This is a genomic window from Nonomuraea sp. NPDC049784, assembly GCF_040659615.1.
Classification (GTDB): domain Bacteria; phylum Actinomycetota; class Actinomycetes; order Streptosporangiales; family Streptosporangiaceae; genus Nonomuraea.
The window spans coordinates 1-13,845 of sequence record NZ_JBFAMX010000264.1 but is presented as its reverse complement, the minus strand read 5'-3'; the positions used below and the strand labels follow the sequence as shown (position 1 = coordinate 13,845).

Sequence of the window (13,845 nt, the reverse complement as noted above, 5' to 3'; positions counted from 1 at the left end):
CGGCCACGCGCAGGCCCGCCCGCTCGAACGCGCCCAGCAGGTCGTCCCGGGTGCGCAGGCCGAGGTGCTCGGCCAGGTCCGACAGGATGAGCCAGCCCTCGCCGCCCGGCTCCAGATGCTCGCCGAGGCCGTCGAGGAAGCCCTGCAGCATTCGCCCTCCGGGATCGTAAATCGCGTGGTCGAGGGGCGAGACCGGCTTGGCGGGAAGCCATGGCGGATTGCACACGATCAGCGGCGCCCGGCCGGGCGGGAACAGGTCGCCGCGCACGATCTCCACGCGATCGTCGAGGCCCAGGCGGGCGATGTTCTCGCCGGCACAGTCCACGGCGCGCTGGTCCAGGTCGGTGGCCACGACGTGCCGTAGGCCCCGCCTGGCCAGCACGGCGGCCAGCACTCCCGTGCCCGTGCCGATGTCGAACGCCAGCCGGTCGTCAGGCAGCGGCGCCTGCGCGACCAGGTCGATGTACTCGCCCCTGATCGGTGAGAACACGCCGTGGTGCGGGTGGATGCGGGCCCCGAGCGCCGGGACGTACACGCCTTTGCGCCGCCACTCATGGGCCCCGATCAGGCCGAGCAGTTCGCGTAGCTGGCCCACCCCGGGAGGGGCCTCGGGGCCGTACACCTCGGCGCACGCCGCTCGCACGTCGGGCGCCCTGCGCAGCGGCACCACGTGGTCTTCCGCGAACGGGATGAGCAGCATCCCCAGCGTGCGGGCGCGCTGGGACTGGGCCTGGCGGTAGCGGTGGAACCCGGTGCCGGGGTCGGCGGGCTTGCACCGGCGTCCCATGGCCGTCAGCAGCTGGCGGGCGTTCTGGAAGTCACCCTGCCACAGCAGTGCGGTGCCCTCGCAGGCCAGCCGGTACGCGGTGTCGGCCTTCATGCGGTCGTCGGCCGTGATCACGCGCGTGGGAGGTGGCGCACCCAGCGCGGAACGCCAGACCGCCGACCGTTCCTGCCCTGCCTCGGTCCAATGGATCATCAGAGCCGACCGTTTCACGTTCCGCACCCGCGCGGCCACCGGTTTCCGGGTGTTGCCCTCATCAACACCTTCCGCCCACCGCGCCGAGCTCTCAGTGGTGCGTCACTCCGTGCGGAGCGCGGCGAGCATGAGCGTGAAGTGGCGGCGCCAGCGCTCGGGATCCTCCTCGGCCACCCGGGAGCAGGCCATCATGAAGAATGCCAGCCCCTCCAGGCGTCGGAGGCTTCCGTCGCCTGCCTGGCCAGCTCGGCCCAGCCGGCCTTTCCACCTGAGACGGGGCCGAGTGAGAAACGCGCTCATCCCGGTCCGCTCCGCCGCGCCGCCCGCGAAGCGGAGGGGGTGTCACGGCCGGGATGGTGGTTCGGGCGTGAGCAGTCCTCGGTTGAAGGCCTCGGCCACGGCGGCGGCGCGGTCGCCGACGCCGAGCTTCGTGTAGATGTTCAGCAGGTGGGTCTTGACCGTGGCCTCGCTGATGAAGAGCCTGGCCGCGGCGTCTCGGTTGGTGGTACCGGCGGCTACGAGTGCGAGGACCTCGAGTTCGCGTTGGCTGAGTGGCTCGGGGCCGGGGGCGCGGACCTTGGTGATCAGCCGGGTCGCCACCGATGGCGAGAGCACCGCTTGGCCGTCCGCGGCCGCCCGGACCGCGCGCAGCAGTTCGGTGCGGGGAGCGTCCTTGAGCAGGTAGCCGGTGGCGCCCGCCTCGATCGCCGGTAGCACGTAACTGTCGGTGTCGTACGTGGTCAGCACCAGCACGCGGGCCTCGATGCCCTGCCTGGCCAGCTCGGCTATGGCGGCCACGCCGTCCATCACGGGCATGCGCAGGTCCATCAGGATCACGTCGGGCCGCAGCGCCCGGGCGAGCCGGACCGCCTCGGCGCCGTCGGCTGCCTCGCCGAGCACCTCGAAGCCCGGGTCGGGTGCGAACATGCCGCTCAGCCCGTCCCTGACCACGGGGTGGTCGTCGGCGATCAGCAGTTTGATCGGAGTCACGCGCGTGCTCCCGCCGGTTGTAGTGGTGCCTGCCGCGCGGCGGGGATGCAGGCCGAGATCGCCGTCCCGACGCCTGGCTCCGATTCGACCTGCAGCGTTCCCGACAACGCCTCGATTCGCTGCCGCATCGCGACCAGGCCGAACCCGCCGCCACCGGCACTGCCGCCAACGACAGTGCCGTCGATGCCGGTCGGGTCGAAGCCTCTGCCGTCGTCCCGTACGTCCAGGGCGACCTCACGCTCCATGTACGACAGCGTCACCCCCACCCTGCTCGCCCCGGCGTGCTTGGCGACGTTGGCCAGAGCCTCCTGCGCCGTCCGCAGCAGCGCGGACTCCGCCTCCGGCGGCATCGGCCGGGCGGTGCCGGTCGTGGTGACCTGGACCGCCGGCCCGTGCAGGGCCGACCAGCGCGCGGCCACGTCGGCCAGCGCGTCGCTCAGCCGGGCCGTCTCCAGGGGCTCGGGCCGTAGCGCGTGCACCGAACGTCGCGCCTCGGACAGGCTCTCCCTGGCCAGCCCGGTCGCGGCCGTGACATGCCTGCGCCAGCCGGCCGGGTCCGCGCCGGCCTGCTCGGCGGCCTGTAACTGGGTGATGATCCCGGTGAGCCCCTGCGCCAGCGTGTCGTGGATCTCCCGCGCCATCCGCTGCCGCTCCTCCATGACTCCCGCCTCCCTGGCCTGGGCCAGCAGGCGCTGGTGCAGGCCGGCGTTCTCGGCCAGTGTCGCCTCCAGCCGCCGGTTGGCCTCGCTCAGCTCTTCCATGGCCTTCCTGCGCTCGTCGTTCTGCTGGGCGCTCCGCCAGGCGAACCAGGCGAAAGCGCACATGGGGATCACGTTCACGGCGAGGATGGCGAGGTAGGTGGCCAGGCCGAACAGAGTGGTCATGTCTGTGCCGGACGCCTGGGCCGTGCCCGCCACCACCGCCACCGCCGCGACGCCGGCCAGCCGCCAGGGCCAGCGCAGGACCTTGAACGCGTACAGGTACGCGGCGGGAGTGAAGAATCCGAACCAGGAATCTCTGACCACCAGGACAGCCGTGATCACGATCAGCACGGTGAAGAACAGCGCCATCACGCGCGGGCGCTCCCGCCAGGATGGATGCAGGGTGAACAGCCACAACATCCACGCCGCAGTGAAGGCGCACAGGGCCAGGTCGACGAGGAGCGAGCCGCCCTCCTTCATCGTCACCGTGAAGGCGGCCAGGACCGCCAGCAGCGCGTACGGCACGACGGCGATCATCGGATGCCATCCCTTGACGAGCGGCGTCGGACTGCTCATGCCAACAATCTAAGCCCGAATGCCCCGGCTACCTCGTGGCGAAGAGCGAACGCAGGTGCCGGCCGTTCGCGATCGCGACGACGCCCAGCAGGACGAGGCCGCAGACACCCTGCTCAATCTTCATCCACACCGGGAAGAGACCCGGCAGGGCGATGATGACCACGATCGCCACCACCATGACGGCCGAGATGATCCGCAGCCGGAGATATGCCCGGCGGGAGCCGCGGGAGGTCCCCACGGCGAAGGCGAATGTCGCCAGGGCGCTGACGGCGACGATGGTCCCGCGTACCCAGACGGCGTCGTTCACCACCGAGGGGTCGTCGCGAAACAGGACGACGGCCACGAGGGTGAGCACGCTGATGCCGAGGTAGCCGCCGGTCAGCAGCCTCATGCCACGTAACGCTTTCAGGCTGCGCGGATGGTTCAGTTGACCTGGACTCGGGGCGTTCATGGTGATCCTTCCGTTCCGCCTGTCTCGAACGCTGCCAGCATCGCAACACCGCGTCCGGCCACGCATCGACCGGTCGGTCAGAGGCGGCGGATGGAAGGTTGAACCGCCGGCTCAGCCGTTCGGTGGAGCCGCTCCGCCGAACGGCTGGGTCATTCGCGGGAGGCGTTCTGGTGCGCCAGGTAGAGCCGGCCGGTCCAGCGCGGTGGCGAGCCGCTTTCCGTGCATCGGCGCCCTGCGGATCATCACCTCCTTGTACAGCTCCTCCTTGGAGTCGAAGAACGCGTAGAAGCTGCCCTTGGCGATGCCCGGGGCCGCTACCAGCTCGTCGAGCGAGGTCTTCTTCAGGCCCTGGGTGGCGAAGAGCTGGTGGCTGAATCGAATATGTGTTCGTATAATGGGGATATGGATCTCAACGCGCGGGACGTGCCTGAGCTCTGGCGTCCGCCCATCGTGGAGCATGCCGCGGCGGTGCGCCATCTGCTGGCCTGGGGCGACGACACCGAAGGGGCGCGGTGGGGTTATCTGCTCTGGCCGCCGCAGGCGAGCGAGGGAGCGCGGTGGGTGCACCGGGAGGAGATCTGCCCGGTCGCGGGGGAGGACTACAGCGCGGTGCCGGTCGCGGGGTCGTGGATGTGACGGTGCGAAGGAGCGACTCTCTGACTAAGGTCAGAGGAATGGACGGCATGACCATTGGGCAGGTGCGTCGGTTCCAGCGGACTGTGACGCAGCGGATCGGAGCGCTCAACGACAGGTTCCTGGCCAGGGACCGGCCGCTCGGGCAGTCGCGGGTGCTCTGGGAGATCGGCGCCGAGGGCAGCGAGGTGCGCGCGCTCCGGGCGCGGCTCGAGCTCGACTCCGGCTATATGAGCAGGTTGCTGCGGTCGCTGGAGGCCGACGGCCTGGTCGTCGTCGACGACGCCGGCTCCGACGGCCGGGTCCGCACGGCCCGGCTCACCCAGGCGGGGCTCGCCGAGCGCGCGGAGCTGGATCGCAGGTCCGACGAGGCGGCCGCGTCCATCCTCGAGCCGCTCTCCGGCACGCAGCGCGACCGCCTGGTGGCCGCCATGTCCGAGGTCGAGCGCCTGCTCATCGCCTCCATGGTCAGGATCGACGTTCTCGACCCGCGCCATCCCAGCGCGCGCCACTGCGTCCAGGCGTACGCCGACGAGCTGGCCCACCGGTTCGAGGACGGCTTCAACCCGGCCCGCAGCCCCGCCGCCGACGCGGAGCTGCGGCCCCCGGCCGGGATGCTGCTGGTCGCCGCGCTGCACGCCGAGCCGGTCGGGTGCGTGGCGCTGAAGCTGCACCGCGACACCGCGTCCGCCAAGATCAAGCGGATGTGGGTGGACTCGGCCGTCCGCGGGCTGGGGCTCGGGCGGCGGCTGCTCGCCGAGGCCGAGGACAAGGCGGCGGCGAACGGCATTCGTACGCTGCGGCTGGAGACCAACCGGGCGCTCACCGAGGCCATCGCGCTCTATCGCGCGTCCGGATACCAGGAGGTGGCGCCGTTCAGCGACGAGCCCTACGCGCACCACTGGTTCGAGAAGCGCCTTTCCTAGACCGGTGGGTTGAAGCGGTGATACCCGGGAGCGGTCCAGCCGGCCGACACGGTGCCTGCCAGGTGCGCGTACTCGTCCAGTTCGAACCGCACCACGCGCCGATCCCCCCACTCCACCCTGGCTCTGCCCGTGAGCTGGAGTGTCTCCCCGCGCTCCCAGTCCACGAACAGCAGCCCGGCCGCCGGGTCCAACTCCAGGTTCCCGAGGGTCATGTACATCGCGTTGCCCTGGTAGTCGGGGAACGCCAGCGAGCGGGGCCCCGTGACCTGGACGAACCCCGGGTTGCCGCCGCGGTGTGACACGTCCGCCCCGAGCCCCTCGGCCCGCGTGGCGATGAAGAACGTGTCCGCCTCCGCGATCCACCTCTGGTGCCGGTCCGGCAGCGAGGTTCCGTGCCCCAGCCCCATGGGGGTGCCCGGAGGGGAGGTGGGGGAGCGGGTCTGGATGTACTTGGGGCAGTTCGAGTAGACCTGCTCCGTCCAGACCACCAGAGCCTCGCCGGCCTGTACGGCGGTGCCGTTCACGCGCATCCTTCGCCGCGTCTGCGGGTCGATGGCCAGCAGGCCGATGTCTCGCTCCCGCGCGAACAGCCCGTGAAGGGGATCGGCGGCGTCCGGCACGGCGTGCAGCACGATCGTCCGGTCGTCCGAGGCCGACGCGAAACCCGCGGGACCGGTCAGCGCGCCGGCCCAGACCCGCCCGCCGTCGTCGGCCGCTCCCAGGACGATCATGTGCTGGTCGCGCAGGAACTCGGCCGCCACCTCCGGGATCTCCGGACGCGTCCGCGAGCTCCCATGGTCCTCCGCCCGCACCCCCGCCCGCCGCTGCACGGCGACCTCTCCCGGATGCCTCATTAAAAGAATCCGCAGGTCGGCGCGTCAGAGGCGGGCGCGGGCCGGTCGCCGGCGCCGTCCGGGGAGAAGATCTCCAGCCGGATGCCGTCGGGGTCCTCGAAGAACACGCCACCCGACGAGGCGCCCTCACGGTGCGGCACGATGCCGTCGTGGTGCAGGGTGGCGCCGATCTCCCTGATCACCGCCTCCGCGCGCCGTACCGCGTCGAGGTCCGCCACCTGGAACGACAGGTGGTGCAGCCCCGGCAGGGCGGTGGCGAAGCGGCCCTCGCTCTGCTGCCAGAGCGTCAGCACCAGCGTGCCGTCCTGCGCCAGGAACGCGTACCTGCGGCCGTCCTCCTGCGATTCGGCCGCCACCGTGAAACCGAAGACACGCGTGTAGAACTCCTTGGACTTGTCGAGATCGGTGACGTTGAGCCCGATATGCCCGGTCTGGAAGGACATCCCATTCCCCTCTAACGCATGCATGACTTACTTCCCGTTAGAAGCAGAGCATATAACGGAAACTCGGTCTTGCAAGCGTTAGATCTTCCGGTGCTCCTTGTAGTGTCTGGCCGCTCGGGCGCGGTTGCCGCAGGCCGTCGAGCACCACTCCTGGCGTGGGTGCTCCTTGACGAAATAGAGCACGCAGCGCGGTGCCTGGCAGGTGCGGAGCAGGGGGCGCTCCGGCCCTGCGAGGAACTCCATGGCCGCCGAGGCGAGCCTGCCGCGCAGCCGTGCACCGGGGTCGGTCTCCATCGCGGGCGCGGTGACAAGGGAGGGCTCGTCGTCCCAGTGCAGCTGGGGCGCGGTGGGCGCCGCCAGGGCGGTGGCGTTGACCAGGGTCAGCGACTCCTCGAAGCCCGGCAGGCTCGACGCGTCGGCCCGGCTGGGCGGGGCCGGCGCCACGGCTCTGGCGAGCAGCGCGCGGACGGCCTGGCGCAGGCGCACCGTCTCCTGTCGTAGCTCCTCCGTGACGGAGAAGTCGCCCAGGTCGGCGGCGTGCGTACGCACCCAGGCCGTCATGCCGTCCACGTCGGACAGCTTGTCGATCAAGCCGGAGCGTTCGGCCTTGATCGTGCTGACGAATTCGAGGGTCAGGGACACCCCCCCAATCTAGCCAGGGAAGAATTTTGCGTACTCAGAAAACTTGCGGACTCCGCACTATTTGGCCTACCGTGATCCCATGAGCGGGTTGAGAGAGCGGAAGAAGCAGGCCACACGCGAGGCGCTGATGGCGGCCGCCCTCCGGCTCGCCCACGAACGCGGGCTGGAGCGCGTACGCGTCGAGGACATCGCCGCCGAGGTCGGCGTCTCGCCTCGCACGTTCAACAACTACTTCTGCAGCAAGTACGAGGCGATCACCGCCCGCCACACCGACCGCATCAGGCGCTCCGTGGCGGTGCTGCGGGCCCGGCCGCCCGAGGAACCGCTGTGGGAGGCGCTGGCCGAGGCCATGGTGGAGCCCTGGGCGCAGGCCCGCACGGACGTGGCGCCCGCCCCCGAGCTGCTGGCGAGCATGAGGATGCTGGCGGACGAGCCCGCGCTGCAGGCGGAGTCGCTGCAGGTGATGTTCGCCGGGAACGGCGAGCTGGCCGCGGCCGTGGCCGAGCGCACCGGCACCGACGCCGCCCGCGACCTCTACCCCCACCTCGTCGCCGTCACCGCGGGCTCCGCCGTGCAGGCGGCCGTCGCTCACTGGCTGCGCTCCGACCCGCCGGTCTCGCTCCTGCCCCTGCTGCGCGACGCCCTGAGCGCGCTGGCCTCCGGGCTGCCCGACCCTTCCCTCTGAGGAGACACCACATGGACATCGTCATCGCCGGCGGCGGCCCCAACGGGCTGATGCTGGCCTGCGAGCTGGCCCTGGCCGGAGTACGCCCCACCGTCCTCGAACGCCTGCCGCAGCGCAGCGACCAGCCCAAGGCCAACGGGATCGTCGGCCAGGTCGTCAGGCTGCTCCACCAGCGCGGCCTCGCCGTGGAGGACGCGCCGATGCCGGGCTTCGTGTTCGGCGCGTTGACGCTGAACCTGGCCGGGCTCGAGGACAATCCGCTCTACGGGCTGCAGATCAGGCAGCCGGCCCTGGAGGAGCTGCTCGAGAGGCGGGCGCTCGAGCTGGGCGTGGAGATCAGGCGCGGTCACGAGCTGCTCGGCTTCACCCAGGACCCGCACGGCGTCTCGCTCGAACTTCGGGGTCCCGGGGGCGCGTACGAGCTGCGCACCCGCTACCTGGTCGGCTGCGACGGCGCCCACAGCATGGTCAGGAAGCTCGCCGGCATCGGTTTCCCCGGAGTCACCAAGACCGATGTCGTGAGCCGCGCCGCGCACGTCACCGTGCCAGGGGCCGTGATGAGGCCGGACCGGGCCGAGATGGAGGTGCCGGGGCTGGGGACGTACGTGCTCTATGCCTGGAACAGGACCGAGCGTGGCGCGTACGCGATGCTCCCGGCCGGACCCGGGGTGCTGACGGTCAGCGCCATGGAGTGGGACGCCTCGGCGCCCGATGACGACGTGCCGATGACCATCGACGAGCTGCGGGCCGGCCTGGCCCGCGTGCTCGGCGCCGACCTGCCGCTCGCCGGCCCCACGGGCGAGGGCCCGCACCTGCTCAGGCGGCTGAACGGCCGCAACACCCGGGTCGCCGACCGCTACCGCGAGGGCAGGGTGTTCGTGGTGGGCGACGCCGCGCACGTCCACTCGGCCATGGGCGCGCCCGGGCTCAACCTCGGCCTGCAGGACGCCGCCAACCTGGCCTGGAAGCTGGCCGCCGAGGTGCGTGGATGGGCGCCGCCCGGGTTGCTCGACACGTACGACGCCGAGCGCCGCCCGGCCGCCCTGCGGGTCGCCATGCACACCCAGGCCCAGCTCGCGCTGGCCGCGCCAGGGCCGGAGGTGACGGCCCTGCGCGAGGTGTTCGGCGAGCTGCTGGGCGACGACGCCGCCCGCCGACGGATCGCCTCCATGCTCGCCGGGGCGGACCTGGCCTACCCGATGCCCGCGCCGGCGCATCCCCTGGCCGGCCGGTTCCTGCCCGACCTCCCGGCCGAGCCCGCCGCCCACGCGAGGCCCGTGCTGCTCGACGGCACGGGCGGCCTGCGCGTGCGGCACGGGCGCGTGCACGTGGTCCCCGTCGAGGGAGCCGGCGCGGTGCTCGTGCGCCCCGACGGCTACGTGGCCTGGGCGGGCACCCCTGACGAGACGCTCGACGAGGCCCTACGGACCTGGTTCGGTGAGGGTCTCGAGGTGGCGGCGTAGGGCCTGTGTCATCAGCGCGGGCGTCATCCGGTCGGGGTGGAGCACGCCCTCGACGGTGAGCCCGTCGATCAGCGCGCACAGCCGTGCCGTCTCCACCCCGGCGTCACCGCGCAGCGGCCGATGCCTGGCGACGCGGTCCAGGATCCGGCTGACGAGCCGCCGCATGCCGTCGTAGGCCGCCTCCGCGTGCGGCCGGAGCTCGGGGCGGGTGCGCGCGGCCATCGCGAACGCCAGCCAGACCGTCGCCTCGTCCCGCCGCCGCTCGTCCAGCGGCAGCAGCTCCGACAACATCAGCTCCACGCCCTCGGCCCGCGCATCCTGGTCCTGCTCGGCCAGCAGCGGGCCGATGTGCGCCTCCAGCCGCGCGCTCACCCGCTCGATGGACGCCTGCATCGCGAACACCATCAGCTCCGTGTGCCCGGCGAAATAGTGCCGGACCGAGCCGATGGCCAACCCGGCCTCCTCCGCCACATTACGCAGCGAGGCTTGCTCGAGACCGGCCCGCCGCACGACGCGGAACACCGCGTCGACCACCTCGTCCCTGCGAACGTCCGGATCCACGACCTTGGGCATGTGCTCTTTATAGCATGACCCTGCTAATTTATTTGGCATTGACATGCTAAAAACAGTGGCTCTTGTGGGCCTGGTCGTCTATGTCGTGGCGCGGCGTCGGGTTCGGCGCGGTGCGGGCCGCGACCACCGTCGTGTTCCCGAGGCAGGGCGCGGGCGTCGGGCGCCCCGTTCGCTCCCGACGGGTCCTAGGCGCGGCCGACGCCGGCTAGGATGCCGCCTCTGACGAGGTCGTACGAGCCGTCGGGTGACGCCTCGGGCGTCCAGTCCGCCACCGGCACCACGCCCGGCCCGAGCAGCTCGAGGCCGTCGAAGTACGAGACGATGGCGGCGTAGCCGCGACCGGCCACGCCGCCCGAGGACGTGGCCGAGTAGACCTGCCTGCCTTCCCGGTTCGCCTCCTCCGACGCGTCGCCCGTGTACAGGTGCGACAGCACCAGGTAACCGCCGGAGCCGAGCCGCGCGCGGACGCGGGCGGCGATCTGCGCGGCCTCGGCGGCGTCCGGGAAGAAGTGCAGCACCGCGACCAGCAGGATCGCGTACGGCTGCGACAGGTCGAGGTGCCCGGCGACACGCGGGTCGTCGAGGATCGCGTCGGGGTCCTTGAGATCGCCCTCGATCGCGATGACGTTGGGGTCCCTGGCCAGCAGCGCGCGGGCGTGGGTCAGGACGATCGGGTCGTTGTCGGCGTAGACGACGCGGGAGCCGGGGGCGTGCCGCTCGGCCACCTGGTGAACGTTGTCCTGGGTGGGCAGCCCCGCACCGATGTCGATGAACTGGCGCACGCCCGACTCGGCGAGCAGGCGCACGGCCCGGCCGAGGAAGCCGCGGTTGGCGAGGGCGATCTGGCGGGCGTCGTTGCCCATCTTGCGGCCGATCTCCATCATCTTCTCGGCCGCCTCGCGGTCGGACGCGAAATTGTCCCGGCCGCCGAGATAGTAGTCGTACATGCGGGCGACGCTGGGCACGTTCGGGTTGATCCCGGCGGGTATGCGGTCCGCGTCGGCCATGTGACGACCCCTCCTAGACGATCTTCTTGCGGCGATTCTAGGGGGAAATGTGGCATTTGCCACAAGAACTCAGGCCCGGCGGAAGGTGTGCCTGTACGCCAGCGGCGAAACTCCGACGGCCGCGTGCAGGTGCTGGCGGAGCGAGACCGCCGTTCCGAACCCCGCCGTCCTGGCCACCTCCTCCACGCCCAGGTCCGTCGTCTCCAGCAAGTGCCTGGCGTGCTGGACCCGCTGACCGTTCAGCCACCTGGCCGGGCTCACGCCGGTCTCCTCGCGGAAACGCCTGGTGAACGTGCGCACGCTCATCCTCGCGTGCTCGGCCAGCGCGGTCAGGTCGAGCGGGCGGTCCAGGTGGGCCAGCATCCAGTCGCGCGTGGCCGCCGTGCCGCCGCCCGCCTCCGGCAGGTGCCGGTCGATGTACTGGGCCTGGCCGCCCTCCCGCCACGGCGGCATGACGCAGCGGCGGGCCGCCCGGTTGGCCACCTCGCTGCCGTGGTCGCGCCTGATCACGTGCAGGCACAGGTCCATCCCGGCCGCCACCCCGGCCGAGGTCAGCACGTCGCCGTCGTCCACGAACAGCACGTCGGGATCCAGCTTCACCTGCGGGAACAACCGGGCGAAGCGGTCCGCGTCGCGCCAGTGCGTGGTGGCCGGACGCCCGTCGAGCAGCCCCGCCGCCGCCAGCACGAACGCCCCCGTGCAGATCGACATCGTACGAGGCCGCCCCTGCAGCGCCTCGGCCAGCGCGGCGGAGATCGTGCCGTCCCGCATCGCCCGGCCCCCGTGGATCCCCGGCACCACGACCGTGTCGGCGCTGTCGAGCACATCGAGGTCGTGGTCGGGCAGCACGCTGTAGCCCGCCGAACAGCGGACCGGCATGCGCCCCTCCGAGCAGGTCACCACCTCGTACAGCTTCTCGCCGCCCGCCGTCTCGGCCACCCCGAACACCTGTCCGGGCACGCCGAGGTCGATCGGGGCGAAGTGGTTGAGCGCGACGACCGCGATCCGATGAGTCATGGCCGGATTCTTTCACATATTGGCTATCCGGCCACTCGTAAGCATGAAAGGGGATAAAGCAGGATTGGCGCATGACCTTGAGCACCACCCCCACGCGCCGCCGCCTGCACCGGGCCTGGTTCGTCGCGGCTGTCGCCTTCGTGGCGATCCTGGGCGCGGCCGGGTTCCGCGCCACCCCCGGCGTGCTGATCACCCCGCTGCAGGAGGAGTTCGGCTGGTCGGCCGGCACGATCTCGCTGGCCGTCTCGATCAACCTGGTGCTCTACGGCCTGACCGCCCCCTTCGCCGCCGCCCTGATGGACCGCTTCGGCATGCGCCGGGTGGTCGCCGTCGCGCTGTTGCTGATCGCCGCGGGCAGCGGTCTCACCGTCCTGATGACGGCGAGCTGGCAGCTCCTGCTGTTCTGGGGCGTTCTGGTCGGGCTCGGTACGGGATCGATGGCGCTGGTGTTCGCCGCGACCGTGGTGGACCGCTGGTTCGTGCGGCATCGCGGGCTGGTCACCGGCGTGCTCACCGCGGCCGGCGCCACCGGGCAGCTGATCTTCCTGCCCGTGCTCGCCCAGCTCGCCATGGGGCCGGGGTGGCGGTTCGCCTCGCTGACCGTGTCGGGGGCGGCGCTGGCCGTGGTGCCGTTCGTGTGGTGGCTGCTGCGCGACCGGCCCGAGGACGTGGGCACGACGGCGCTCGGCGCGGAGCCGGACGCGGTCCGCACCCCGCCGAGCAAGGTGAACGCGGCCGTCAGGGCGGTCACCGTGCTCGCCTCGGCGGCCAGGACGCGGCCGTTCTGGCTGCTCGCGGGCGGTTTCGCGATCTGCGGCGCCAGCACGAACGGCCTGGTCGGCACGCACTTCATCCCCGCCGCGCACGACCACGGCATGGCCGAGCCCGTCGCGGCCGGCCTGCTGGCGATCATCGGGATCTTCGACATCGCGGGCACGATCGCGTCCGGCTGGCTCAGCGACAAGATCGACCCCAAGGTGCTGCTCGGCGTCTACTACGCGCTGCGCGGGCTCTCCCTGATGGTGCTGCCGAGCCTGTTCGCGGCCACGACCGAGCCCAGCATGCTGATCTTCATCGTGTTCTACGGGCTCGACTGGGTGGCCACCGTGCCGCCCACGGTGACGCTGTGCAGGCGGATCTACGGGGCCGACGGGGCCGTGGTGTTCGGGTGGGTGTTCGGCTCGCACCAGGTCGGGGCCGCGTTCGCCGCCGTCGCGGCCGGCCTCACCCGCGACCACCTGGGCGCCTACGACCTCGCCTGGTACGGCGCCGGCGCTCTGTGCCTCCTGGCTTCAGGCATGTCGGTGGCGATCGGGCATGCTAGAGCACGATGAACTCCGAGCTTTATGTCCTGCCGCTGGTCGTCAGGATCGAGAGGGCCGCTCCCCCCGAGCGCACCGACGCCCTGGAAGCGGCCGCCATGGCCGTATTGAGCCTGCTGGACGACCCGGGGGAGTGGGCCGCCGAGCTGCACTCCTGGCAGTCGACCGGCAAGATCCGCAAGGTGGTGCGCCGGGCCAGGGGCGCCGAGTGGCGCAGGGCGGTCGCGCTGCCTGGCCGCACCGTCGAGCACCGCACGGCCGAGGTACGCGTACACCCGCCCGTGCCGCTCGACGGCTGGCCGCGGGACCTCGCGCGGCTGCAGGTGGGCGGCACCGAGCTGAGCGACACCGCCGATCCGCCGCCGGCCGAGCCGCCGATCCTGTGGGCCAACCCAGAGCTGGCCATGTCCGCGGGCAAGGCCATGGCGCAGGCCGGGCACGCCGCCCAGCTCGCCTGGTGGGCCAGCGACGCGGCCGAGCGGGACGCCTGGCGCGCTCGCGGCCTCGCGGTCTCCGTGCGCACGGCGGCCTCGCCGGGCGACTTCGACGCGATGGTCGCCGCGGGGCTGCCCGTGGTGCGCGA

General features: G+C 71.7%; 17 protein-coding genes. 6 read left to right on the top strand and 11 right to left on the bottom strand.

Translation table 11 applies throughout. The features are described from left to right. The 5 genes from AB0J09_RS37255 to AB0J09_RS37235 all read right to left on the bottom strand — a co-directional run. The coding region (locus AB0J09_RS37255; RefSeq protein ID WP_360701544.1) for a methyltransferase at positions 1 to 979 on the bottom strand (979 nt) is incomplete at its 3' end. A 342-nt stretch (positions 980 to 1,321) separates the two neighbouring features. Then, complete coding sequence (locus AB0J09_RS37250) at positions 1,322 to 1,969, bottom strand: response regulator transcription factor (RefSeq protein ID WP_360701542.1); 648 nt, start codon at positions 1,967 to 1,969, stop codon at positions 1,322 to 1,324. Next, on the bottom strand, positions 1,966 to 3,246 hold the full coding sequence (locus tag AB0J09_RS37245; protein WP_360701539.1) for a sensor histidine kinase: 1,281 nt from the start codon (positions 3,244 to 3,246) through the stop codon (positions 1,966 to 1,968). The genes AB0J09_RS37250 and AB0J09_RS37245 overlap by 4 nt, the downstream gene beginning before the upstream one ends. 28 nt (positions 3,247 to 3,274) lie before the next feature. Then, on the bottom strand, positions 3,275 to 3,637 hold the full coding sequence (locus AB0J09_RS37240; protein WP_360701536.1) for a hypothetical protein: 363 nt from the start codon (positions 3,635 to 3,637) through the stop codon (positions 3,275 to 3,277). A gap of 171 nt (positions 3,638 to 3,808) precedes the next feature. Next, a complete protein-coding gene (locus AB0J09_RS37235) occupies positions 3,809 to 4,156 on the bottom strand; it encodes a helix-turn-helix domain-containing protein (RefSeq protein WP_360701533.1) in 348 nt (115 codons plus the stop codon). Between the two features lie 9 nt (positions 4,157 to 4,165). On the opposite strand from AB0J09_RS37235, the gene AB0J09_RS37230 reads away from it, so the two are divergent. Then, on the top strand, positions 4,166 to 4,333 hold the full coding sequence (locus tag AB0J09_RS37230) for a hypothetical protein (RefSeq protein ID WP_360701530.1): 168 nt from the start codon (positions 4,166 to 4,168) through the stop codon (positions 4,331 to 4,333). A 47-nt stretch (positions 4,334 to 4,380) separates the two neighbouring features. Then, on the top strand, positions 4,381 to 5,256 hold the full coding sequence (locus AB0J09_RS37225) for a bifunctional helix-turn-helix transcriptional regulator/GNAT family N-acetyltransferase (protein WP_360701528.1): 876 nt from the start codon (positions 4,381 to 4,383) through the stop codon (positions 5,254 to 5,256). Here AB0J09_RS37225 and AB0J09_RS37220 read toward each other — a convergent pair. The 3 genes from AB0J09_RS37220 to AB0J09_RS37210 form a co-directional block, all read right to left on the bottom strand. Then, entirely contained in the window at positions 5,253 to 6,110 is an 858-nt protein-coding gene (locus AB0J09_RS37220; RefSeq protein WP_360701526.1) for a pyridoxamine 5'-phosphate oxidase family protein, read from the bottom strand. The genes AB0J09_RS37225 and AB0J09_RS37220 overlap by 4 nt on opposite strands. Then, positions 6,110 to 6,553 (bottom strand): VOC family protein, encoded by a 444-nt coding sequence (locus tag AB0J09_RS37215; protein ID WP_360701524.1) that lies wholly within the window; start codon positions 6,551 to 6,553, stop codon positions 6,110 to 6,112. Before AB0J09_RS37215 ends, AB0J09_RS37220 begins: the two co-directional genes overlap by 1 nt. Positions 6,554 to 6,631: 78 nt before the next feature. Then, on the bottom strand, positions 6,632 to 7,195 hold the full coding sequence (locus AB0J09_RS37210; protein ID WP_360701521.1) for an ABATE domain-containing protein: 564 nt from the start codon (positions 7,193 to 7,195) through the stop codon (positions 6,632 to 6,634). 79 nt (positions 7,196 to 7,274) lie between these two features. On the opposite strand from AB0J09_RS37210, the gene AB0J09_RS37205 reads away from it, so the two are divergent. After that, positions 7,275 to 7,880 carry a TetR family transcriptional regulator gene (locus AB0J09_RS37205; protein ID WP_360701518.1) on the top strand — a complete coding sequence of 202 codons (606 nt, stop codon included), beginning with the start codon at positions 7,275 to 7,277 and terminating at the stop codon, positions 7,878 to 7,880. 11 nt (positions 7,881 to 7,891) lie between these two features. Next, positions 7,892 to 9,343 carry an FAD-dependent monooxygenase gene (locus AB0J09_RS37200; protein ID WP_360701515.1) on the top strand — a complete coding sequence of 484 codons (1,452 nt, stop codon included), beginning with the start codon at positions 7,892 to 7,894 and terminating at the stop codon, positions 9,341 to 9,343. On the opposite strand, the gene AB0J09_RS37195 is transcribed toward AB0J09_RS37200, so the two are convergent. The 3 genes from AB0J09_RS37195 to AB0J09_RS37185 all read right to left on the bottom strand — a co-directional run bounded on the left by AB0J09_RS37195 (position 9,302) and on the right by AB0J09_RS37185 (position 11,940). Continuing rightward, a complete protein-coding gene (locus tag AB0J09_RS37195; protein ID WP_360701512.1) occupies positions 9,302 to 9,916 on the bottom strand; it encodes a TetR family transcriptional regulator C-terminal domain-containing protein in 615 nt (204 codons plus the stop codon). The two genes, AB0J09_RS37200 and AB0J09_RS37195, sit on opposite strands and share 42 nt — an antisense overlap. Positions 9,917 to 10,101: 185 nt before the next feature. Beyond that, entirely contained in the window at positions 10,102 to 10,923 is an 822-nt protein-coding gene (locus AB0J09_RS37190; RefSeq protein ID WP_360701509.1) for an SAM-dependent methyltransferase, read from the bottom strand. A 69-nt stretch (positions 10,924 to 10,992) separates the two neighbouring features. Further along, the gene (locus AB0J09_RS37185) at positions 10,993 to 11,940 is read right to left on the bottom strand and encodes a helix-turn-helix domain-containing protein (protein ID WP_360701507.1); all 948 of its coding nucleotides are present in this window, start codon (positions 11,938 to 11,940) and stop codon (positions 10,993 to 10,995) included. A 71-nt stretch (positions 11,941 to 12,011) separates the two neighbouring features. On the opposite strand from AB0J09_RS37185, the gene AB0J09_RS37180 reads away from it, so the two are divergent. Both AB0J09_RS37180 and AB0J09_RS37175 read left to right on the top strand, forming a co-directional pair. After that, positions 12,012 to 13,274 carry an MFS transporter gene (locus AB0J09_RS37180; RefSeq protein WP_360701505.1) on the top strand — a complete coding sequence of 421 codons (1,263 nt, stop codon included), beginning with the start codon at positions 12,012 to 12,014 and terminating at the stop codon, positions 13,272 to 13,274. Next, positions 13,271 to 13,845: peptidyl-tRNA hydrolase (locus AB0J09_RS37175; protein ID WP_360701502.1), on the top strand; the 575-nt coding region annotated here is incomplete at its 3' end. The genes AB0J09_RS37180 and AB0J09_RS37175, both read left to right, overlap by 4 nt.